At 45.1% G+C, this 22,984-nt stretch carries 12 protein-coding genes, 1 tRNA gene and 6 rRNA genes; 9 read left to right on the top strand and 10 right to left on the bottom strand.

Going from position 1 to position 22,984, the window contains the following annotated elements; translation table 11 throughout:
• Positions 1-21: 21 nt before the first annotated feature.
• From pdhR to ampD, 3 genes are all read right to left on the bottom strand, one after another.
• Positions 22-774 (bottom strand): pyruvate dehydrogenase complex transcriptional repressor PdhR, encoded by a 753-nt coding sequence (gene pdhR / locus FM038_RS01940; protein ID WP_142872887.1) that lies wholly within the window; start codon positions 772-774, stop codon positions 22-24.
• Between the two features lie 220 nt (positions 775-994).
• Positions 995-1,846, bottom strand: coding sequence for a beta-lactamase regulator AmpE (ampE, locus tag FM038_RS01935; protein WP_142871703.1), 852 nt, complete (start codon positions 1,844-1,846; stop codon positions 995-997).
• Positions 1,847-1,864: 18 nt separating this feature from the next.
• Positions 1,865-2,428, bottom strand: a complete 564-nt coding sequence (gene ampD, locus FM038_RS01930) for a 1,6-anhydro-N-acetylmuramyl-L-alanine amidase AmpD (RefSeq protein WP_142871702.1) — start codon at positions 2,426-2,428, stop codon at positions 1,865-1,867.
• 349 nt (positions 2,429-2,777) lie between these two features.
• On the opposite strand from ampD, the gene nadC reads away from it, so the two are divergent.
• The 9 genes from nadC (at position 2,778) to mutT (ending at position 11,258) form a co-directional block, all read left to right on the top strand.
• Positions 2,778-3,680 carry a carboxylating nicotinate-nucleotide diphosphorylase gene (gene nadC / locus FM038_RS01925; RefSeq protein WP_142871701.1) on the top strand — a complete coding sequence of 301 codons (903 nt, stop codon included), beginning with the start codon at positions 2,778-2,780 and terminating at the stop codon, positions 3,678-3,680.
• A 920-nt stretch (positions 3,681-4,600) separates the two neighbouring features.
• On the top strand, positions 4,601-5,035 hold the full coding sequence (locus FM038_RS01920; RefSeq protein ID WP_142871700.1) for a type IV pilin protein: 435 nt from the start codon (positions 4,601-4,603) through the stop codon (positions 5,033-5,035).
• Between the two features lie 78 nt (positions 5,036-5,113).
• Positions 5,114-6,823 carry a type IV-A pilus assembly ATPase PilB gene (gene pilB, locus FM038_RS01915; RefSeq protein WP_142871699.1) on the top strand — a complete coding sequence of 570 codons (1,710 nt, stop codon included), beginning with the start codon at positions 5,114-5,116 and terminating at the stop codon, positions 6,821-6,823.
• 99 nt (positions 6,824-6,922) lie between these two features.
• Positions 6,923-8,194, top strand: coding sequence for a type II secretion system F family protein (locus FM038_RS01910; protein WP_142871698.1), 1,272 nt, complete (start codon positions 6,923-6,925; stop codon positions 8,192-8,194).
• A gap of 59 nt (positions 8,195-8,253) precedes the next feature.
• The gene (locus tag FM038_RS01905) at positions 8,254-9,165 is read left to right on the top strand and encodes a prepilin peptidase (protein ID WP_142871697.1); all 912 of its coding nucleotides are present in this window, start codon (positions 8,254-8,256) and stop codon (positions 9,163-9,165) included.
• A gap of 35 nt (positions 9,166-9,200) precedes the next feature.
• Complete coding sequence (gene coaE, locus FM038_RS01900) at positions 9,201-9,806, top strand: dephospho-CoA kinase (RefSeq protein ID WP_142871696.1); 606 nt, start codon at positions 9,201-9,203, stop codon at positions 9,804-9,806.
• An 8-nt stretch (positions 9,807-9,814) separates the two neighbouring features.
• Positions 9,815-10,549, top strand: coding sequence for a cell division protein ZapD (gene zapD, locus FM038_RS01895; protein ID WP_142871695.1), 735 nt, complete (start codon positions 9,815-9,817; stop codon positions 10,547-10,549).
• A gap of 85 nt (positions 10,550-10,634) precedes the next feature.
• Positions 10,635-10,847 carry a DNA gyrase inhibitor YacG gene (yacG, locus tag FM038_RS01890; protein ID WP_142871694.1) on the top strand — a complete coding sequence of 71 codons (213 nt, stop codon included), beginning with the start codon at positions 10,635-10,637 and terminating at the stop codon, positions 10,845-10,847.
• 3 nt (positions 10,848-10,850) lie between these two features.
• Positions 10,851-11,258 (top strand): 8-oxo-dGTP diphosphatase MutT, encoded by a 408-nt coding sequence (gene mutT, locus FM038_RS01885; RefSeq protein ID WP_142871693.1) that lies wholly within the window; start codon positions 10,851-10,853, stop codon positions 11,256-11,258.
• A gap of 816 nt (positions 11,259-12,074) precedes the next feature.
• Here the strand turns inward: mutT and rrf (FM038_RS01880) are convergent.
• The 7 genes from rrf (FM038_RS01880) to FM038_RS01850 all read right to left on the bottom strand — a co-directional run bounded on the left by rrf (FM038_RS01880) (position 12,075) and on the right by FM038_RS01850 (position 22,961).
• Positions 12,075-12,190 (bottom strand): 5S ribosomal RNA (rrf, locus tag FM038_RS01880).
• Positions 12,191-12,338: 148 nt separating this feature from the next.
• Positions 12,339-15,243 (bottom strand): 23S ribosomal RNA (locus FM038_RS01875).
• A gap of 318 nt (positions 15,244-15,561) precedes the next feature.
• Positions 15,562-17,108, bottom strand: a 16S ribosomal RNA gene (locus FM038_RS01870).
• Together the 16S, 23S and 5S rRNA genes form the textbook arrangement of a ribosomal RNA operon.
• 2,390 nt (positions 17,109-19,498) lie before the next feature.
• Positions 19,499-19,614, bottom strand: a 5S ribosomal RNA gene (gene rrf / locus FM038_RS01865).
• 17 nt (positions 19,615-19,631) lie between these two features.
• Positions 19,632-19,707: transfer RNA gene (locus FM038_RS01860), tRNA-Thr, on the bottom strand.
• Positions 19,708-19,792: 85 nt separating this feature from the next.
• Positions 19,793-19,908: ribosomal RNA gene (gene rrf / locus FM038_RS01855) — 5S ribosomal RNA — on the bottom strand.
• Positions 19,909-20,056: 148 nt separating this feature from the next.
• Positions 20,057-22,961 (bottom strand): 23S ribosomal RNA (locus FM038_RS01850).
• Positions 22,962-22,984: the final 23 nt, after the last annotated feature.

The raw sequence follows: 22,984 nt of genomic DNA, 5'->3' as shown, positions 1-22,984 counted from the left end.
AACTCTCACATTGAGATGAGCTTAGTCACCACTTTTTAAACGGCGCAGACTGCGCTGCAACCGACTATCTTCTTCCCTCATAGACAGCATCACTTCCTCAATGTAACTTAAGTGTTCATTGGAGGCTTCGCGTGCAGCATCGGGATCGCGGCGAATAATAGCGGCCAATAGTGCCAGCCTATGATCATTCGCCATCGTGGAGGCTTCTTCTCTTCGATTCAGAAGTTCCAAGTTCTGTGCCACGTTTTTATGCAGCACAGGGGCTAAACTAAGTACTAGATGCAGCATGGCAACATTATGTGACGCTTCAGCAATGGCTCGATAGAAACAAACAATGGCTTCAGCCTGCTGTTCAATTTCACCTGCTGCTTCAACATCCATAATAGTGCGCTTGATATTTTGCATATCTGCGTCAGTACCGCGAAGTGCAGCAAAATAAGCCATCATGCCTTCTGTTGCATGACGAAACTCAAGCAGATCATATTGACTCTCAGAATCACTATGCATCAGCTCTACAATGGGATCGGCTAAACTCTGCCAGAGTTGCTCTTTGACATAAGTGCCACCACCTTGGCGACGCAAAAGTAAACCTTTAGCTTCAAGCTTTTGGATTGCTTCACGGAGTGATGGACGAGAGACTTCGAACTGCAGTGCCAACTCACGTTCAGGAGGCAACTTTTGACCCGGTTGGAGGCTTCCTTCCAGGATCATCTGCTCTAACTGACCCATAATGACATCAGAAATTTTTGGCTGCTTTATCTTGCTATAAGCCATATGGCCCTCAGCTAACATTGTAAATTGGTCTTACCAATTTAATTGACTGAGCGCACTTTATCAAATCACATTTTGAAAGTCCAGCTTGTGATCTGAGTCTGATTAACTCACGATGTGTGAGCATAGCTGAAATATAGCAACCAAAGGTCAGACCATTATCATGGACAAATCACTTATTAGCAGGGATCTAGTTTAACAAGTGAATGAGTTCTGCACATAATTAAGCCACAACCCCGAAAATAGTTAATAAAGAGAGTGTCGTTAGCAGCAAAATAAAATTCCGCTTACTGAGTTGCAATAAGGCTAACGTAGACTGAACGCAGACAGGTGTGGACGAAGCCTCAGGTCTTTGCTCTGCGGCTAAGGCAACTTGAGTGACTATATCTCTCGCACTTTCATTAAGACTAAACCCAAGCTTTCGCCAGCTGGTAAAGGCTTGAGAGAACTGGCCACTGAGCACATAGCCGAAAGCAAAAATACGACTCGGGAGCCAATCCAATACCATAATAACTTTATCAACTAATGGCAGTTCCAACTCTTTCTGGCGGCTTTCATCAACAAAGTATCGCGTGGTGCAATATAATACCGCCCCAGCCGGCCCGAAAAAAATCAAATATAGAGCAACTGCACCATAGAAACGATAATTAATCCAAGTCACGCTTTGTCCCACTTTGGCGCCTAAATCGCTTTCGCTTACCGCTTCGATTTCACGCTTGCAATCCAGCTCTTCAGCAAAGTGGTAACAAGCCTGAGAATCACCTCGACAAGCGGCTTGCATATAACGCTTAAAAATAATCCTTTGTTTCTGGTGACTAAAACAGAGAATGGCGACACCCACCCAAAGCAGCAAACTCAGCCCACCCCAGAATAGTCCGGTCACGGACCATGACAATATATAAACGGCCATTGCCGGTAAAATAAGTGCCAGTGCCATCATAGCTTCGGACTTCAGTTGTTTTTGACCAAATAAATTACGTGAATAGATCGCCAGAAATGATTCGAGTTGCCATGACTTAGGCAGCAACTTTAAGCGCTCAACCATAATCGCCACTAACAAAGAAAACAATGCCATTTAGATTATCCTTTTCACTTAAATTAAACGTTTCTTAAACCAAGACCAATCGAAACTGTCACCGGGATCTGTTTTTCGACCCGGTGCGATATCACTATGGCCGACGATGTTGTCTACACCTAAGCTTGGATATTGAGTCTGTAAGCCCAGTGTGAGTTGTAATAATTCATCATATTGAGCTTGAGTATACGCTTCGAAATCTGTTCCTTCGAGTTCTATACCAATAGCAAAATCATTACAGCCACTTCTGCCATCAAAATTCGATACCCCGGCGTGCCAGGCACGCTCATCACAAGACACGTATTGGATCACTTCGCCATCTCTTCGAATAAGAAAGTGCGCAGAGACCTCTAATCCCTTTAAATCGATAAAACTAGGATCTGCTTCAACATCTAAACAGCCTAAAAAAAGTTGATCGATATAAGGCAGTCCAAAACACCCAGCTGGCAAGCTAATGTTATGGATGACTAATAGGCTAACCTCATTAGCAGGTCTATGATTAAAAAATGGAGACTCGCGTCGCTTAACCCCAACCGCCCATCCACTTTCAAACTCAGGTACACGTTTAGGTTTTATCAACAAAGAGTTAACCTGAAAATATCCAAATAATAGTTTCACTTTAGCAGTAAGCAGGCTCACTGGAAAGTAGACATCAATGATTCATTATAACCTAATGATCTACACGCCATTTCCCATATTTACCTTACAATATGCCACCTTAGTAAAGCCTAGCCAAACGGACATAATTTTGCGACTTGATGCGATAGTCCTAGCATATATCGACTCGCTACGGTTCGAAGCTATACGCTTCTTTTATAGATCAAATTTGTTATCATTAAGGGGATTCAATAAAACAGCTTAAAACTAGAGACGTTGCCACGTTTTACCCAGTCCTAATTCCTGGACATATAGAGCATCAAGGACATCAAATATGCTGGAAAATGATATTAGACTAGCAGTTAAAGTCGCACTAGAAGAAGACCTAGGTTATCAAGCCCCTGCTCATTCCACTTCTAGCCAAGAAACTGATAGTCATATTGATAAGGCAAGCGCAGATATTACTGCACAGTTGATCCCATCAGATAAGCATGCTCAAGCTAGCCTTATCACACGTGAGGAAGGGGTTTTCTGTGGTAAAGCCTGGGCTGAGCAGGTATTCAATCAATTAGGCGGTGAAGTCGCTATTCATTGGCACGTGGATGACGGTGACTTATTAGTCGCTAATCAAGTACTGTGTGAATTATCAGGCCCCGCTCGCGCCATACTGACTGGCGAGCGCACCGCGATGAACTTTATTCAGACTTTATCAGGTGTAGCCACTCTGACTAAACATTATGTCGATAGAATTGCTGGCACCAATACAAAGCTGCTCGATACTCGCAAAACACTTCCAGGACTGCGCACTGCACAAAAGTATGCAGTTACTTGCGGCGGCGGTAAAAACCATAGAATAGGCCTTTTTGATGCGTTCCTTATCAAGGAGAACCACATCATGGCTTGCGGCGGAATCGAGAAAGCCATAACCAAAGCAAGAGAGCTTCATTCTGACAAGTTAGTTGAAGTGGAAGTGGAAAGTATTTTAGAGCTTCAGCAAGCTCTCGAGGCTGGCTCTGATGTGATCATGCTAGATAACTTTGATGTCACCATGATGATTGAAGCCGTCGAGCTCAATAAACGCCTAGCTGATAATAAACAGGCAAAATTAGAAGTCTCCGGCAACGTTACTATCGATACCATTGCAGATTTTGCCAAAACAGGTGTCGACTATATTTCTGTAGGAGCGCTCACCAAGCATGTGCATGCACTCGACCTGTCTCTTCGCCTAAAAAGCTAGCTCGTAATGTTGGTTTATTGTGCTAGTTGATAGTGTAAGTTGATAGTCATTTTGCAAAGCTTGTGTGAAGAGACTCTTACTAGAGCATTCAATTCTAACTGATGAAATAAACAGTGGCTCATAACACTATGAGTCACCTCTCCCTTATCACTTATCACTTATCACTTATCAAGAGTATGCCATTTCATGCTCTGCGCTGAAAACTTGCCACCGAATAAAACACTAGACAGCAAAAATAAGCAGCAGAAAATAAAGAGCGGAAAACAATCAAATTCGCGTCGACAAATTGACACATCAACCCAAAGTGCCACTTTTCCATACATAGCCAAAAAACGGCTAGAACCAAATTAACAAAAAAACAACACTTTTAGACTAATTCATCGTCAAATTAGTACTTTGTTGTAATTTACAGTTCCATTTAGGTTAACTTTGTACTAACTTTGGACGTAGGCGAGATGGCCAGTTCGGCCTACTCACCTCAGTATCAAGTAAGTTTCTCTTGAAACCTACTTGAAAGAGCCGCTCAACCTTTCGAAGCCTATATTAACGGGTAGATAGTTTGAAATGTTAAAACTGTTACATAGGTAGATAAAGATTAGGAGGAAAAAACGAGGTGCGGTTAGCCAGAAAAGGTCCAAAACATTAGTAGCAACATCAATCAACTTTAACATTTAGCATAATGACATGAAACGTGAGACTCAGCTTTAGTGCTCTTTGAGCAGTAAAAGTAATTGCTAACAAATATTATTGTAGAAAATAGTAAAACTTGTTTAAGGAAATTTAGCTAGCGCAGGAGCATTACAGCTAACAGGTCTATAATTAAGCTACCTCACTTAAAAATGAACATTAGTAGAGTTAGTAAAAGTTAGCAATTAGCAATTAGCAAAGAGTCGAGCCAGTTAGGTCAACGGAGAGAGAAAATGAAAAGCATTAACTTACAAAACAAGCTAAACACTATGGCACGTAACAAGAGTGCTAAGGGTTTCACCCTTATTGAATTAATGATCGTTGTTGCAATTATCGGTATTCTCGCCGCCATTGCACTGCCAGCGTATAAAGATTATGTGGTTTCTGCTGAGGGCGGTGCTGCAATGAAAGGGTTAACTGCTTTCGCTCAGAAGGGCCAAGCTTGTATACAGACTGGTATTGGCTGTGGTGGTATGCCTGCCGAAATAACTAAAAACACCAAACTAAAAAGCTCTGTGGATTTTAAGCAAGATACAGCAACCGTATTAACTTGGACTGATAGCACTTGTGCATTAACAGCTACTTTTGATGCCGTTGGTGGTGTCACTTATGCAGTTCTGACTGAGTACGGAACAACAACATTATGTGCTGATGGTGCAGGCATTTAATTAAATTTTTATCTAAGTAACAAGCCAAGCAAAGTCTTGGCTTGTATTTTTTAAAGTAAAGAATGATAGAGTATATTAATGCCAACTACGGGCCTCCACTTAGGCTTATCAACACTGTTCATCCGTAAGAATTTGCTCAGCGAAGAGCAGATCGCTTCCGCTATAGCCAAATCTCGTCAGAATAAACAATCTCTCGTCTCCACCATAGTCTCAGAAAAACTTATCTCTGCTCGCGAGATAGCCGAGCTGTGTTATGAAGAATATGGCACCCCACTGCTCGATCTCGATGAATTTGACATAGCCAGCATCCCCGAAGAGTTTCTCAATAAAAAGCTCATCGATAAACATAAATGTTTGCCGCTGTTTAAACGTGGCAACCGCTTGTACATAGGTACATCTGACCCGACTAATATTGCAGCCTTAGAAGATTTTCAATTCAGCGCTGGCCTACATGCCGAAGCGATTTTGGTCGAAGATGATAAACTCAGTAAGGCCATCGAGAAGACCCTCGAAGAGGATATCTCAGCGCTGGATCTCGATGGCATAGACGAAGCGGCACTGGCCGATATAGAAGTCGATGATCCAAGTAAACGAGAGGAAGAGCAAAAAGGGGATGGCAGCGATGATGCCCCGATTGTCATCTATATCAATAAAATTTTGACCGATGCCATTCGCAAAGGTGCCTCGGATCTGCATTTCGAGCCTTATGAGAAACGCTACCGTATCCGTTTTCGCATCGATGGCATCTTACATGAAGTCTCAGAGCCTCCTGTAAATTTAACTAATCGTATCTCAGCTCGCTTAAAGGTGATGTCTAAACTCGATATCGCCGAACGAAGAGTCCCGCAAGATGGCCGCATCAAGATGAAGCTATCTCGCACTAAGTCCATCGATTTTCGTGTCAGCACCCTGCCTACGATCTGGGGCGAGAAGATAGTAATGCGTATCTTAGACTCCTCCTCTGCCCAATTAGGTATCGAGAAACTAGGTTATGAGGATGATCAGCGCGAATTGTACGAGGAGATGCTAGAAAAACCCCAGGGCATGATACTGGTAACTGGCCCCACAGGCTCAGGTAAAACGGTTTCCCTGTATACAGGGCTCAACATTCTCAATACCGAAGCGCGCAATATATCCACTGCCGAAGACCCTGTAGAGATAAACCTCGAGGGTGTTAACCAAGTTCATATTAATCTCAAAGCTGGCTTAACATTCGCCTCGGCATTGCGCTCTTTCCTACGACAAGATCCCGATGTGGTGATGGTCGGTGAGATCCGTGATTTAGAAACGGCAGAAATCGCCATCAAGGCCGCTCAAACGGGTCACTTGGTGCTATCTACCTTACATACCAACTCTGCAGCAGAAACCTTAACGCGTCTTATCAATATGGGGGTGGCTGGCTATAATATAGCGAGCTCAGTCAACCTCATCATTGCACAACGACTCGCGCGTCGCCTCTGCCCTGAGTGTAAACAACCCGAAGAAATTCCAGAACATGAACTGCAAAGGTTGGGTTTTAAGCAAGCTAGCATTGATAGTGGGATCACTACCTACAAACCTGTGGGCTGCGATCTCTGCTCTGGCGGCTATAAAGGCCGTGTGGGCATTTATGAAGTCATGAGAATGTCAGATGAAATTGCCCGTACTATTATGGAGGGAGGCAACTCATTGATGATAGCCACACAAGCCAAAGAGCAGGGCATGCGAGATTTAAGAGAATCAGGGTTATTAAAGGTCATCAAAGGCGTCACCAGTATCACAGAGATAAATCGAGTCACTAGTTTCTAGTTTCTAGTTTCTAGGTTCTGACCCCTAAGATTAAAACTCCAAGTTCGAAATCCTAGGCCCGAAATACTAAGTTCGAAATAGAAACTCTAAGGAAAGGCTATGGCTACTGCGGCAACAATTAAAAAAAGACAGACTAGAAATAAAAAAAATAACGCTAAAAGCCAGCCTAAAGTGTTTACCTTCGAATGGAAAGGTGTGAACCGTGATGGTCAAAAGACCTCTGGTGAACTTAAGGGTTCAACAGCTGCAGAAATTCGTAGTCAATTAAAGTCTCAAGGGGTTAACCCTAAATCAGTTAAAAAACAGTCTGCATCCCTTTTCAAACTCGGCGATCCCAAAATTTCAGCCATGGATATCGCTATGTTCACCCGCCAAGTGGCAACTATGCTCTCGGCCGGTGTGCCTCTGGTAACAACCATAGAGATGCTAGGCCGTGGCCATGAAAAAGCCAAAGTGCGTGAGCTTTTAGCAACTATCTTAAACGATGTTCAATCGGGTATCCCCCTCTCCGATGCCCTACGCCCTCATAGAAAATACTTCGATGATCTCTATGTCGATCTCGTCGCAGCAGGTGAGCATTCAGGATCATTAGATGCCGTGTTTGATCGTATCGCCATGTACAGAGAGAAAGCCGAAGCATTAAAGTCAAAGATTAAAAAAGCCATGTTCTATCCCGCTGCAGTTGTCGTTGTTGCCATAGGTGTAACCACTCTCTTACTATTATTCGTAGTCCCTCAATTTCAAGAAATATTTGCTGGATTCGGCGCTGAGCTGCCCGCTTTTACTCAATTAGTCATTGAGATATCAGAAGCACTACAGGCCTCTTGGTATATCTTCGCTGTAGCAATTATTATTACTATAATCCTGTTTAAAAGGGCGCACCTTCACTCTCAAAAATTCAGAGACCAAGTAGATGCTGCAATGTTAAAAATCCCTGCTATTGGTCCTATCCTACATAAAGCTGCCATGGCACGTTTTGCACGGACTCTATCAACGACCTTTGCAGCGGGCGTGCCACTTATCGATGGCCTAGAGTCAGCAGCAGGAGCTTCTGGTAATGCAGTTTACCGCAAAGCATTAATAAAAGTTCGCAGCGAAGTCATGGCGGGCATGCAGATGAATGTCGCGATGCGAACCACTAAGCTGTTTCCGGATATGTTGATCCAGATGGTGATGATAGGCGAAGAATCGGGTGGCCTCGATGACATGCTCAACAAGGTTGCCAACATCTATGAGATGCAAGTTGATGATGCAGTCGATGGTTTATCCAGCCTAATAGAACCTATCATGATGGTAGTGATTGGTACGCTAGTTGGCGGTTTAATTATTGCTATGTATCTTCCTATCTTCGAAATGGGTAAGATTATTTAGTGAGACTTAAATAAATTACAAATATCAATAAAAAAACTCCTAATAGAAGAACAGAATAGATGTCAGAATTTATCACTATTTTGAGTCACAATTTGTGGCTCTTCAGCGCTATCGCTTTTACCTTTGCAGCCGTCATTGGCAGCTTTCTTAATGTTGTTATACATCGCTTCCCGGTAATGATGAAAAGAGAGTGGCAACAAGAATGTAACCTGTACCTCAATGAATACCATGAACAACTGATTAAACCCATCGCAGATAAACTCGACAAACCGATTGATGAGTATCCTGAAAAGTATAATTTAGTCGTCCCTGGTTCCGCCTGCCCCAAATGTAAAACAGATATCAAGCCGTGGCATAATCTGCCAATCATCGGCTGGCTAATGCTTAAGGGAAAGTGCGCCTCATGCAATACATCAATATCGGCACGCTATCCCATCATAGAACTATTAACAGGAACTGCAGTTGCCTTCCTAGCCTATCACTATGGTCCTAGCTGGGAGTTTGCCTTTGCCACCCTGCTAACATTTGTACTGATAGCATTAACAGGCATTGATTTAGATGAGATGCTTCTGCCGGATCAATTAACACTACCTTTGCTTTGGTTAGGTTTACTCATTAATCTCAATGGTACTTTTACATCACCAACTGATGCCGTAATAGGTGCAGCAGCTGGCTATATGAGTTTGTGGACTGTCTTCTGGGCCTTTAAGTTGATAACGGGTAAGGAGGGCATGGGTTATGGTGATTTTAAGCTACTTGCAGTGCTTGGTGCCTGGTTTGGCTGGCAGTTGCTGCCACTGATTATTTTACTGTCATCCCTCGTCGGCGCAGTTGTTGGTATCGCACTTATCGTGAGTAAGAAATTACATCAAGGTAACCCAATTCCATTCGGTCCATATATTGCCCTCGCCGGTTGGATTGCCATGATTTGGGGCGCCGATATAAACACTTGGTACCTTTCTACTCTGTGATCATTACAGCAGCAAAAGATTAATACGGATAAGTCATGTCAAAGTTTGTAGTAGGCCTAACGGGTGGTATTGGTAGCGGTAAAACGACTGTTGCAAATCTATTCGCAGAACAAGGGATAGATCTCGTCGATGCTGATATTGTTGCTAGAGAAGTGGTGGAGATAGGTTCAGAAGGTTTGAACAAATTATCTGAACACTTTGGCACTCGGATACTTAAACTAGACTCTAGCTTAAATAGATCGGCCTTAAGAGAGATTATTTTTAATAACCCAACTCATAGGGATTGGGTGAATAAGCTACTGCATCCATTAATTCGAATAGAAATGCTTAAGCAACTGGATTCTGCAGTGTCAGCATACACAATACTCATCGCCCCCTTGCTATTTGAGAACGATTTAGATAGGTTAGTAAACCGTACACTTATGGTTGATATTTCAACACAAGAACAAGTGAAACGTACCAGCACCAGAGACTCAGTCTCTCAAGAGCAAGTACATAGAATTATTGAAAGCCAAGCACCAAGAGCTAAAAAACTACAAAGAGCTGATGATGTCATAGACAATCATGGAGAGATATCGGCGCTAAAAAGCAAAGTAATTGCACTACATAATAATTATATTAAATTGTCCAACAACGCTTAAATAATGCCATGACTCAATTAGTTTATGAACAACCTCTAAATGAAAAAACTAGAAGCTACTTGCGCCTAGAGTACCTTGAACAGCAGCTCTTGTTAAATTTAGAGCAGGATCATCAACATCGCTGTTTCTACCCTTTATTCTCCCTTTGCGAATTAGCAGAGCGTTGTGACTATAGAGGTGAGGTGCTCAAGGATCTTGATAAGCAGATAAAACTTCTCGAAAACTGGCAAAACCTTCCTCATATCAATCAGCAACAAGTCGACAAATATCTAAATAAATTGATGTTAGCGAGAGAGTTGCTCGGATCTTCTGACCGACCAGGCAGTCAATTAAAACAAGATCGCTTCTTAGCAGCCCTTAGGCAAAGATTTAATATGCCAGGCGCATGTTGTAATTTCGATCTCCCACAACTTCATTATTGGTTAGCTAAGCCTTGGGATATTCGCCAACAGGAATATTCGCAATGGATTGCAAGCTTCAGAGCTTTACTCTCACCTATTCGCTTATTACTTCAGCTTACACGATTAACAACTGAGTACAGTGACGCTGTTGCTAAAGCTGGCTTTTATCAAGGAAATAGCAAGCAATCGTTATCATTAATCAGAGTACAAATAGAATCCCAACAAGGTTGCTACCCTACTATCAGTGGCCATAAGAATAGATACGCAATCCATTTTGTTCAATTTGACCAACAAAAACACTCAGATAAAGCAATAGAGTTTAAGTTAGCAACCTGCACCTAAAGCCAGTATTATAGGGTTTAAATAACTACCCCTATATTTCACTCTGCCAAACAGAATGAATAAAGCAAATAGCTTGAGAGACTCTATGCCATTAACAGTAAAATGCCCAACATGTCAGAATGATGTAGTGTGGAGTGCTGAATCCAAATTTAAGCCTTTTTGTAGTGACCGCTGCAAACTGATAGATCTCGGCGACTGGGCAAGCGAAAAGCATGTTATACCGGTAAAGTCTGAATTTGATCCTGAAGAACTAGATAGCTTAGGTTACGATGAAGAAGACTTCTTTAAAAAGGATTAGAACATGACGAGTCTAAACCCAGATAAAAAAATTCATGTTGCCGTTGGTGTGATAATAAATAAGAGTGAACAGATATTACTAGCCAAGCGCCCATTAAACCTTCACCAAGGAGGAAAGTGGGAGTTTCCAGGAGGTAAGGTTGAATTAAATGAAACGACCTCAGAAGCCTTAATAAGGGAGCTAAAAGAAGAAGTTAATTTAGATGTATCAGCTTCGCACCCAATGATGGAAATACATCACGATTATGGTGATAAACAGGTCTTTCTTGATATTCATTGGGTGAAGAACTTCTCAGGAATAGCCACAGGTGCAGAAGGTCAAGAAGTACTATGGGTAGAGAAAGATGACTTAATTAAATATGAATTCCCGGAAGCTAATAAAGCTATAATTACAAAAATATTAGCCGAATAAATTTTAAAAACAGAATCCCTTCTCTTATTTTTCCTTATATTAGATTCAGCTTTCACTTTTTATGAACGCTAGGCTAACAAGCATAGCAGCCATCCCATTCAAGTGATGGCTTCATCCTACATAAAGACTTCCCCCATCTTTAAAAACATATGAAATTTACTGTTACTCGAACACGCGTTGACTCACAAGGATGATAAGGAAAGTAGAAGCATATATCCATCAGGGCCAGAGGTTTTCCTCATAAACAGGCCGAATATATGGGTGCAATGAACTCTTCTCAGCATTGATATTAAATGTCTTGCAAACCGGATGGGTCCATATATGTGGGAAGTGTCGATTATGCAGGAGCATATAATCGCCCTCGACCCACGAAGTGGACACATGGGGCGAAAAATCAGTGCTTTGAATGCGTAGCATTCACTGTTTTGTAGCGAGAAGCGACGCAGTAGCTGAACTGGGGAGCAAGCCACATGGATGTGGTGAATGTCAGAAATGCATGGATGCAATTTCTGACCAAGGTCAGCGGCGAAATGGCTTCGAAGCAGGAGCTTTGAAACCTTAACAAAGGCACCTTCCAATGGCATAGCTTTGAATGGACATGATACTTGCCGAAGGCCGAACACATGGGGGCGGAGAAGTCGCGCTTCGGATGCGACGCATTCAGCTGCTTTGTAGCGAGAGGCGACGTAGTCGTCGAACTGAGGGGGCCACACTGCATTAGCAGCTTTGGGCTGCATGTGAAGTAGCTCCTTCGCGGAGCGTATATACGAAAAAAGCCCTAGCGTTTTCTGCTAGGGCTTTTTTCGTATATTAGGCGCCTGGAAATGACCTACTCTCACATGGGGAGACCCCACACTACCATCGGCGCAATTGCGTTTCACTTCTGAGTTCGGGATGGGATCAGGTGGGGCCACAATGCTATGGTTTCCAGACTAATTTGGTAAAATTTCGAAAGCTGGCTATTCAGATGCATTAACGCGTCTAAATTGCAAAATAATTGGTCTAACTTAAATCAAATACGTATTCTTTTGTGCTTATGAAGTAACACACACATTAACTACACAAACCCATCTGGGTTGTATGGTTAAGCCTCACGAGTCATTAGTACAGGTTAGCTCAACGCCTCACAACGCTTACACACCCTGCCTATCAACGTCCTAGTCTCGAACGGCTCTTTAGAGGAATTAAATTCCTAGGGATGACTCATCTTAGGACTCGCTTCCCGCTTAGATGCTTTCAGCGGTTATCGATTCCGAACGTAGCTACCGGGCAATGCTATTGGCATAACAACCCGAACACCAGCGGTTCGTCCACTCCGGTCCTCTCGTACTAGGAGCAGCTTCCTTCAATCATCCAACGCCCACGGCAGATAGGGACCGAACTGTCTCACGACGTTCTGAACCCAGCTCGCGTACCACTTTAAATGGCGAACAGCCATACCCTTGGGACCGACTTCAGCCCCAGGATGTGATGAGCCGACATCGAGGTGCCAAACACCGCCGTCGATATGAACTCTTGGGCGGTATCAGCCTGTTATCCCCGGCGTACCTTTTATCCGTTGAGCGATGGCCCTTCCATTCAGAACCACCGGATCACTATGACCTACTTTCGTACCTGCTCGACGTGTATGTCTCGCAGTTAAGCTGGCTTATGCCATTGCACTAACCGTACGATGTCCGACCGTACTTAGCCAACCTTCGTGCTCCTCCGTTACTCTTTGGGAGGAGACCGCCCCAGTCAAACTACCCACCAGGCACTGTCCTCAACCCCGATTCAGGGGCCAGAGTTAGAACATCAAAACTACAAGGGTGGTATTTCAAGGTTGACTCCACAAAAACTAGCGTCTCTGCTTCAAAGTCTCCCACCTATCCTACACATGTAGGTTCAATGTTCAGTGCCAAGCTATAGTAAAGGTGCACGGGGTCTTTCCGTCTAGCCGCGGGTATACGGCATCTTCACCGCAATTTCAACTTCACTGAGTCTCGGCTGGAGACAGCGTGGCCGTCATTACGCCATTCGTGCAGGTCGGAACTTACCCGACAAGGAATTTCGCTACCTTAGGACCGTTATAGTTACGGCCGCCGTTTACCGGGGCTTCGATCATGAGCTTCTCCGAAGATAACCCAATCAATTAACCTTCCGGCACCGGGCAGGCGTCATACCGTATACTTCCTCTTGCGAGTTTGCACAGTACTGTGTTTTTGATAAACAGTTGCAGCCACCTGGTATCTGCGACTGCCAGCAGCTTAAGGAGCAAGTCCCATCACCGCCGGCAGCGTACCTTCTCCCGAAGTTACGGTACCATTTTGCCTAGTTCCTTCAGCCGAGTTCTCTCAAGCGCCTTGGTATTCTCTACCCAACCACCTGTGTCGGTTTGGGGTACGATTCCTACTAACCTGAAGCTTAGAAGATTTTCCTGGAAGCATGGCATCAACTACTTCATCCCCTTGGGGACTCGTCATCAACTCTCAGCTTTGCAATTTAATGCGTTCACCCGGATTTGCCTAAGTGAACAGCCTACAGCCTTAAACGCGGACAACCAACGCCGCGCTAGCCTAGCCTTCTCCGTCTCTCCATCGCAGTTAGTAGAAGTACGGGAATATTAACCCGTTTCCCATCGATTACGCCTTTCGGCCTCACCTTAGGGGTCGACTTACCCTGCCCTGATTAACATTGGACAGGAAACCTTGGTCTTTCGGCGAGGGAGTTTTTCACTCCCTTTATCGTTACTCATGTCAGCATTCGCACTTCTGATACCTCCAGCGTGGGTTACCCCTTCGCCTTCAACGGCTTACAGAACGCTCCTCTACCGCTTGCTAGTAAACTAGCAAACCCATAGCTTCGGTGTATTGCTTAGCCCCGTTAAATCTTCCGCGCAGGCCGACTCGACTAGTGAGCTATTACGCTTTCTTTAAATGATGGCTGCTTCTAAGCCAACATCCTAGCTGTCTAAGCCTTCCCACATCGTTTCCCACTTAGCAATAACTTTGGGACCTTAGCTGATGGTCTGGGTTGTTTCCCTTTTCACGACGGACGTTAGCACCCGCCGTGTGTCTCCCGTATAGTACTCATTGGTATTCGGAGTTTGCAAAGGGTTGGTAAGTCGGGATGACCCCCTAGCCTTAACAGTGCTCTACCCCCAATGGTATTCGTACGAGGCGCTACCTAAATAGCTTTCGAGGAGAACCAGATATCTCCGAGTTTGATTGGCCTTTCACCCCCAGCCACAAGTCATCACCGCATTTTTCAACATACGTGTGTTCGGTCCTCCAGTTGATGTTACTCAACCTTCAACCTGCCCATGGCTAGATCACTCGGTTTCGGGTCTACACCTTGCAACTAAACGCGCAGTTAACACTCGGTTTCCCTACGGCTCCGCTATTCGCTTAACCTTGCTACAAAATGTAAGTCGCTGACCCATTATACAAAAGGTACGCAGTCACGGTCTCAAGGACCGCTCCCACTGCTTGTACGTATACGGTTTCAGGTTCTATTTCACTCCCCTCACAGGGGTTCTTTTCGCCTTTCCCTCACGGTACTGGTTCACTATCGGTCAGTCAGGAGTATTTAGCCTTGGAGGATGGTCCCCCCATGTTCAGACAAGATGTCACGTGTCCCGTCCTACTCGTTTTCATCTATAGTTAGTTTTCATGTACGGGGCTATCACCCTGTGCCGCTGAGCTTTCCAACTCATTCCACTAACACCCTATAGACTTAAGGGCTAATCCCCGTTCGCTCGCCGCTACTAGGGGAATCTCGGTTGATTTCTTTTCCTCCGGGTACTTAGATGTTTCAGTTCCCCGGGTTTGCCTCACATACCTATGTATTCAGTATGTGATACTCACTTATGTGAGTGGGTTTCCCCATTCGGATATCGTTAGCTCAAATGCTTGTTACTAGCTCGCCAACGCTTTTCGCAAGTTACTACGTCCTTCATCGCCTCTGACTGCCAAGGCATCCACCGTATACGCTTAGTCACTTAACCATACAACCCACATAGGACTGTATCGCAACTAATGGTGTTTACTTTCGCCAAAAGAATACTCTTGAAGTGCATTGCTGCACTTCGGCACTTGATTTAAGTGTTTGAGAACTCAATTATTTTATATTTCGCGCTAATGCTATAAACCACTGCAATTACCGAATCTTACGAATCAGCTTTCACAATAGTCCCTTTCACATTAACACTATCAGCTTTCCAAATTTTTAAAGAACAAACATCACCGTAAAGGCATGTTTCTCGCTCTAACAAGAACAAGTTATCTGTGTGAACACTCAGCAAATATTGAGTTAGTCGTATAGGTAAGGAGGTGATCCAGCCCCAGGTTCCCCTAGGGCTACCTTGTTACGACTTCACCCCAGTCATGAACCACACCGTGGTAAACGCCCTCCCCGAAGGGTTAAGCTATCTACTTCTGGTGCAGCCCACTCCCATGGTGTGACGGGCGGTGTGTACAAGGCCCGGGAACGTATTCACCGTAGCATTCTGATCTACGATTACTAGCGATTCCGACTTCACGGAGTCGAGTTGCAGACTCCGATCCGGACTACGACCGGCTTTGTGGGATTAGCTTGACCTCGCGGCTTTGCGACCCTCTGTACCGACCATTGTAGCACGTGTGTAGCCCTACTCGTAAGGGCCATGATGACTTGACGTCGTCCCCACCTTCCTCCGGTTTATCACCGGCAGTCTCCCTAAAGTTCCCACCATTACGTGCTGGCAAATAAGGATAAGGGTTGCGCTCGTTGCGGGACTTAACCCAACATTTCACAACACGAGCTGACGACAGCCATGCAGCACCTGTCTCACAGTTCCCGAAGGCACCAAGCTATCTCTAGCGAGTTCTGTGGATGTCAAGAGTAGGTAAGGTTCTTCGCGTTGCATCGAATTAAACCACATGCTCCACCGCTTGTGCGGGCCCCCGTCAATTCATTTGAGTTTTAACCTTGCGGCCGTACTCCCCAGGCGGTCTACTTAATGCGTTAGCTTGGGAGCCCAGTAACTAAGTTACCAAACTCCGAGTAGACATCGTTTACGGCGTGGACTACCAGGGTATCTAATCCTGTTTGCTCCCCACGCTTTCGTACCTGAGCGTCAGTCTTTGTCCAGGGGGCCGCCTTCGCCACCGGTATTCCTTCAGATCTCTACGCATTTCACCGCTACACCTGAAATTCTACCCCCCTCTACAAGACTCTAGTTTGCCAGTTCAAAATGCAATTCCCAGGTTGAGCCCGGGGCTTTCACATCTTGCTTAACAAACCGCCTGCGTACGCTTTACGCCCAGTAATTCCGATTAACGCTTGCACCCCTCGTATTACCGCGGCTGCTGGCACGAAGTTAGCCGGTGCTTCTTCTGCGAGTAACGTCACAGCTATAGTTTATTAAACTACAACCTTTCCTCCTCGCTGAAAGTGCTTTACAACCCGAAGGCCTTCTTCACACACGCGGCATGGCTGCATCAGGCTTTCGCCCATTGTGCAATATTCCCCACTGCTGCCTCCCGTAGGAGTCTGGGCCGTGTCTCAGTCCCAGTGTGGCTGATCATCCTCTCAGAACAGCTAGGGATCGTCGCCTAGGTGAGCTATTACCTCACCTACTAGCTAATCCCACCTAGACTCATCTAATCGCGAAAGGCCCGAAGGTCCCCTCCTTTCCCCCGTAGGGCGTATGCGGTATTAGCAGTCGTTTCCAACTGTTATCCCCCACGACTAGGCAGATATCTAGGCATTACTCACCCGTCCGCCGCTCGACAGCAAAAGTAGCAAGCTACCTTCCTGTTTCCGCTCGACTTGCATGTGTTAGGCCTGCCGCCAGCGTTCAATCTGAGCCATGATCAAACTCTTCAATTAAAGTTTTTTTGTTCTCACCCGATTAAGGATGAAGAACGGCTCAACGAATTATACTGTTTTTCACAAACCCGAAGGTTTATGAAGCTTACATATTTTGCTTCTTAATCATTACTCTCTCGAAAGAAAACAAATCATAAGTTGCTATGGTCACTCAGTAGTTCATTGAGTAAATTTTTGATTGCCTACATTCCGAAGAACAGAAGGCAATTTCGAATAACTCAACACCTGTGAGTGCCCACACAGATTTCTTGTTTTGAATTGTTAAAGAGCGTTAGCATCAATCTTTCAGATGCTGCCGTTAGACGCTAGGTCGTTGGCTTGAGGAGGCGTATTCTACACTCTCCGTGGTTGGCGTCAAGAGCTTTTTTAAAATGTTTTTAAAATCGCTTAACTCGTTGCCCTGACTGGCTTTGGTCTTACCTAGCTTTCTGCTTAGTAGGACTGGTTTGCCGTGTCAGTGGATGCGCATTATAGGGATGTCAGCCTTAAGCGCAAGCGCTTATTTGATATATATCGACACTTTTCATAAATAGTGATTTAAGCACAAGATGCACACTAGTTACCCCCAAACTTATCCACATAAGCACTTATGTAATAGACGCTTTCTCACCAGTCAGGATAATCAGTCTAGTATATCATTTGAAATTTGCACGAGTAAGACTGCTAATTTTTACCCTTAAATCTCGATATAAAGTGTCCCTGCTGATTATTCAATTAGAAAACATATTAAACTAAGCTCTTTAGAATACTGTCAGTCCCTTCTTTACATCATGATCTCCCTATAGATAATACCTATTTTTATAGAGTCACAAGATAATAAAATAGTAAACCCTATGAATTAAATCGCTTCTGAGATAGCCCGCCCCATAGTTTTTAGCACATATCACAGTAGAAAATTGTTAATCCCTCTTATACGCTTAGTGCTCTGCAAAGAAACATATCACTAAAGTGAAATACGCAAATATGTAAGGGAGTCATACTAGTGTAAATAACTGACTGAGTGACTTCTTGGAGCAAGGCTTGATTCGACTTGATCACAAAATATCTCTAGCTCGATCTCCTGTCATCAGTGCAGCTCAATCTAGGAAATTTTAACATTTATTGAAGCACATAGTTTCTCAGTAATAGATGGGGTCTCCCTGTTCATAAGATAAATGGATGCATCTTAGCATTCATTATGAACTACCAAGCATCTATAGAGCATTAAAAAGGCTTATTTTTTCATGGGTAGCTAGCCGCTAAAAGAAACCGTTAGCAGCACAAAAAACTTTAAAAAACTTCTGCCGAGAAACGTTCCTTAATATCCCAAGCCAAAATTGTTGTCGGCCAAGAGTAGTTTGGCAGCAACAGTTTGCAAATACCTATGTTTTCGGCGAAGTGTGTCCAACCAATGGAATGAGAGAGGCACTAATCACTCCATAGGTGTATAGAGGGATAATGCATCAACACCTAGAATCATCTCTCAAGCGACCTTTAAAATCGTCACGCTGTAGTGATCATAGACGGTGCCGGCTGGCATAGTAGGGAGCTAGATGATGAGGATTTCGTCGAGCAAGGCTCACAAACAGAAAGAGCATGCTAGTGACATTAAGAGATAAAGAATCTGTGCCATCGTTCAGGATAAATCTGACCAGAGTATTACACCGATTGGTAATACTCTGGTGGCTTCTTCACTGTAAAATAAGGAGTGCGCCTGTCATGGCCAGCTACGCTAAAGCTTCGCGCTGACCCACAAGGATCTGGGGAATGCAGAAAGTGCCTGGAGCAACTTTCGGCCATAAGCACATCGCTGTTGCGATATTCACCATACGACCGCCATGGATGGCGGAAGTGTCGATATTGAACGACTATATGGATATAGGATGTAGAGTAACGCAGGAGCAGTTACCGAGGAGCATTTATCGACCTCCACATGCTCGAGTGGTCACCTTTCCAGGCTTAAAACGAAAAAAGCCCATTGCGTTAGCAATGGACTTATTCGACTCTCTTTACGAGAAATTAGGCGCCTGGAAATGACCTTCTATCGAAGTTCACGCAGTGAACACATGGGGGTGAAATCAAGGCGCTATTAAATACGTAGTATTTAGCCTTGCTTGAACGCGAAGAATCTATGATTCGTAGCGGGAGGCCCCGCTCAGCGGCGGGCGACCGCCATGGATGGCGGAAGTGTCGATATTGAACGACTATATGGATATAGGAGGTAGAGTAACGCAGGAGCAGTTACCGAGGAGCATTTATCTACCGACGTCGGGGGTAGGCATTCATGCCTTCCTAAGTGGATAAGTCACCTGATATCTGTACTGGTAAGTTCAAACTAAACAGCCAAAAATTTATTAAATCCCAGACGCAAAAAAGCCACCTTATTCAGGTGGCTTTTTCACTTAATGAGCGCCTGGAAATGACCTACTCTCACATGGGGAGACCCCACACTACCATCGGCGCAATTGCGTTTCACTTCTGAGTTCGAGATGGGATCAGGTGGTGCCACAATGCTATGGTTTCCAGACTAAACTGTTAATAAAATGGTGCTGATACCCAGAATCGAACTGGGGACCTCATCCTTACCAAGGATGCGCTCTACCGACTGAGCCATATCAGCAATATTTTATTCTTCTATCGATAATTTAGTCTTATGTGTTACATAAAATGTAAACTTAACCGCTAAACTATACAGTATATTAGGCGCCTGGAAATGACCTACTCTCACATGGGGAGACCCCACACTACCATCGGCGCAATTGCGTTTCACTTCTGAGTTCGGGATGGGATCAGGTGGGGCCACAATGCTATGGTTTCCAGACTAATTTGGCAAAATTTCGAAAGCTGGCTATTCAGATGCATTAACGCGTCTAAATCGCAAAATAATTGGTCTAACTTAAATCAAATACGTATTCTTTTGTGCTTATGAAGTAATACACACACTAACTACACAAACCCATCTGGGTTGTATGGTTAAGCCTCACGAGTCATTAGTACAGGTTAGCTCAACGCCTCACAACGCTTACACACCCTGCCTATCAACGTCCTAGTCTCGAACGGCTCTTTAGAGGAATTAAATTCCTAGGGATGACTCATCTTAGGACTCGCTTCCCGCTTAGATGCTTTCAGCGGTTATCGATTCCGAACGTAGCTACCGGGCAATGCTATTGGCATAACAACCCGAACACCAGCGGTTCGTCCACTCCGGTCCTCTCGTACTAGGAGCAGCTTCCTTCAATCATCCAACGCCCACGGCAGATAGGGACCGAACTGTCTCACGACGTTCTGAACCCAGCTCGCGTACCACTTTAAATGGCGAACAGCCATACCCTTGGGACCGACTTCAGCCCCAGGATGTGATGAGCCGACATCGAGGTGCCAAACACCGCCGTCGATATGAACTCTTGGGCGGTATCAGCCTGTTATCCCCGGCGTACCTTTTATCCGTTGAGCGATGGCCCTTCCATTCAGAACCACCGGATCACTATGACCTACTTTCGTACCTGCTCGACGTGTATGTCTCGCAGTTAAGCTGGCTTATGCCATTGCACTAACCGTACGATGTCCGACCGTACTTAGCCAACCTTCGTGCTCCTCCGTTACTCTTTGGGAGGAGACCGCCCCAGTCAAACTACCCACCAGGCACTGTCCTCAACCCCGATTCAGGGGCCAGAGTTAGAACATCAAAACTACAAGGGTGGTATTTCAAGGTTGACTCCACAAAAACTAGCGTCTCTGCTTCAAAGTCTCCCACCTATCCTACACATGTAGGTTCAATGTTCAGTGCCAAGCTATAGTAAAGGTGCACGGGGTCTTTCCGTCTAGCCGCGGGTATACGGCATCTTCACCGCAATTTCAACTTCACTGAGTCTCGGCTGGAGACAGCGTGGCCGTCATTACGCCATTCGTGCAGGTCGGAACTTACCCGACAAGGAATTTCGCTACCTTAGGACCGTTATAGTTACGGCCGCCGTTTACCGGGGCTTCGATCATGAGCTTCTCCGAAGATAACCCAATCAATTAACCTTCCGGCACCGGGCAGGCGTCATACCGTATACTTCCTCTTGCGAGTTTGCACAGTACTGTGTTTTTGATAAACAGTTGCAGCCACCTGGTATCTGCGACTGCCAGCAGCTTAAGGAGCAAGTCCCATCACCGCCGGCAGCGTACCTTCTCCCGAAGTTACGGTACCATTTTGCCTAGTTCCTTCAGCCGAGTTCTCTCAAGCGCCTTGGTATTCTCTACCCAACCACCTGTGTCGGTTTGGGGTACGATTCCTACTAACCTGAAGCTTAGAAGATTTTCCTGGAAGCATGGCATCAACTACTTCATCCCCTTGGGGACTCGTCATCAACTCTCAGCTTTGCAATTTAATGCGTTCACCCGGATTTGCCTAAGTGAACAGCCTACAGCCTTAAACGCGGACAACCAACGCCGCGCTAGCCTAGCCTTCTCCGTCTCTCCATCGCAGTTAGTAGAAGTACGGGAATATTAACCCGTTTCCCATCGATTACGCCTTTCGGCCTCACCTTAGGGGTCGACTTACCCTGCCCTGATTAACATTGGACAGGAAACCTTGGTCTTTCGGCGAGGGAGTTTTTCACTCCCTTTATCGTTACTCATGTCAGCATTCGCACTTCTGATACCTCCAGCGTGGGTTACCCCTTCGCCTTCAACGGCTTACAGAACGCTCCTCTACCGCTTGCTAGTAAACTAGCAAACCCATAGCTTCGGTGTATTGCTTAGCCCCGTTAAATCTTCCGCGCAGGCCGACTCGACTAGTGAGCTATTACGCTTTCTTTAAATGATGGCTGCTTCTAAGCCAACATCCTAGCTGTCTAAGCCTTCCCACATCGTTTCCCACTTAGCAATAACTTTGGGACCTTAGCTGATGGTCTGGGTTGTTTCCCTTTTCACGACGGACGTTAGCACCCGCCGTGTGTCTCCCGTATAGTACTCATTGGTATTCGGAGTTTGCAAAGGGTTGGTAAGTCGGGATGACCCCCTAGCCTTAACAGTGCTCTACCCCCAATGGTATTCGTACGAGGCGCTACCTAAATAGCTTTCGAGGAGAACCAGATATCTCCGAGTTTGATTGGCCTTTCACCCCCAGCCACAAGTCATCACCGCATTTTTCAACATACGTGTGTTCGGTCCTCCAGTTGATGTTACTCAACCTTCAACCTGCCCATGGCTAGATCACTCGGTTTCGGGTCTACACCTTGCAACTAAACGCGCAGTTAACACTCGGTTTCCCTACGGCTCCGCTATTCGCTTAACCTTGCTACAAAATGTAAGTCGCTGACCCATTATACAAAAGGTACGCAGTCACGGTCTCAAGGACCGCTCCCACTGCTTGTACGTATACGGTTTCAGGTTCTATTTCACTCCCCTCACAGGGGTTCTTTTCGCCTTTCCCTCACGGTACTGGTTCACTATCGGTCAGTCAGGAGTATTTAGCCTTGGAGGATGGTCCCCCCATGTTCAGACAAGATGTCACGTGTCCCGTCCTACTCGTTTTCATCTATAGTTAGTTTTCATGTACGGGGCTATCACCCTGTGCCGCTGAGCTTTCCAACTCATTCCACTAACACCCTATAGACTTAAGGGCTAATCCCCGTTCGCTCGCCGCTACTAGGGGAATCTCGGTTGATTTCTTTTCCTCCGGGTACTTAGATGTTTCAGTTCCCCGGGTTTGCCTCACATACCTATGTATTCAGTATGTGATACTCACTTATGTGAGTGGGTTTCCCCATTCGGATATCGTTAGCTCAAATGCTTGTTACTAGCTCGCCAACGCTTTTCGCAAGTTACTACGTCCTTCATCGCCTCTGACTGCCAAGGCATCCACCGTATACGCTTAGTCACTTAACCATACAACCCACATAGGACTGTAT

It is taken from the genome of Shewanella eurypsychrophilus (assembly GCF_007004545.3).
Lineage (GTDB): Bacteria > Pseudomonadota > Gammaproteobacteria > Enterobacterales > Shewanellaceae > Shewanella > Shewanella eurypsychrophilus.
The sequence above is the reverse complement of the archived record's forward strand: the minus strand, read 5'-3'. Positions and strand labels throughout refer to the sequence as shown.

Excerpts from the sequence above, each read along its gene's own strand:
- zapD (WP_142871695.1), top strand. The coding sequence starts at position 9,815 with ATGACTCAATTAGTTTATGAACAACCTCTAAATGAAAAAACTAGAAGC.
- ampE (WP_142871703.1), bottom strand. The coding sequence starts at position 1,846 with ATGGCATTGTTTTCTTTGTTAGTGGCGATTATGGTTGAGCGCTTAAAG.
- nadC (WP_142871701.1), top strand. The coding sequence starts at position 2,778 with ATGCTGGAAAATGATATTAGACTAGCAGTTAAAGTCGCACTAGAAGAA.
- pdhR (WP_142872887.1), bottom strand. The coding sequence starts at position 774 with ATGGCTTATAGCAAGATAAAGCAGCCAAAAATTTCTGATGTCATTATG.
- mutT (WP_142871693.1), top strand. The coding sequence starts at position 10,851 with ATGACGAGTCTAAACCCAGATAAAAAAATTCATGTTGCCGTTGGTGTG.
- FM038_RS01910 (WP_142871698.1), top strand. The coding sequence starts at position 6,923 with ATGGCTACTGCGGCAACAATTAAAAAAAGACAGACTAGAAATAAAAAA.
- coaE (WP_142871696.1), top strand. The coding sequence starts at position 9,201 with ATGTCAAAGTTTGTAGTAGGCCTAACGGGTGGTATTGGTAGCGGTAAA.
- FM038_RS01905 (WP_142871697.1), top strand. The coding sequence starts at position 8,254 with ATGTCAGAATTTATCACTATTTTGAGTCACAATTTGTGGCTCTTCAGC.
- yacG (WP_142871694.1), top strand. The coding sequence starts at position 10,635 with ATGCCATTAACAGTAAAATGCCCAACATGTCAGAATGATGTAGTGTGG.
- FM038_RS01920 (WP_142871700.1), top strand. The coding sequence starts at position 4,601 with ATGAAAAGCATTAACTTACAAAACAAGCTAAACACTATGGCACGTAAC.
- pilB (WP_142871699.1), top strand. The coding sequence starts at position 5,114 with ATGCCAACTACGGGCCTCCACTTAGGCTTATCAACACTGTTCATCCGT.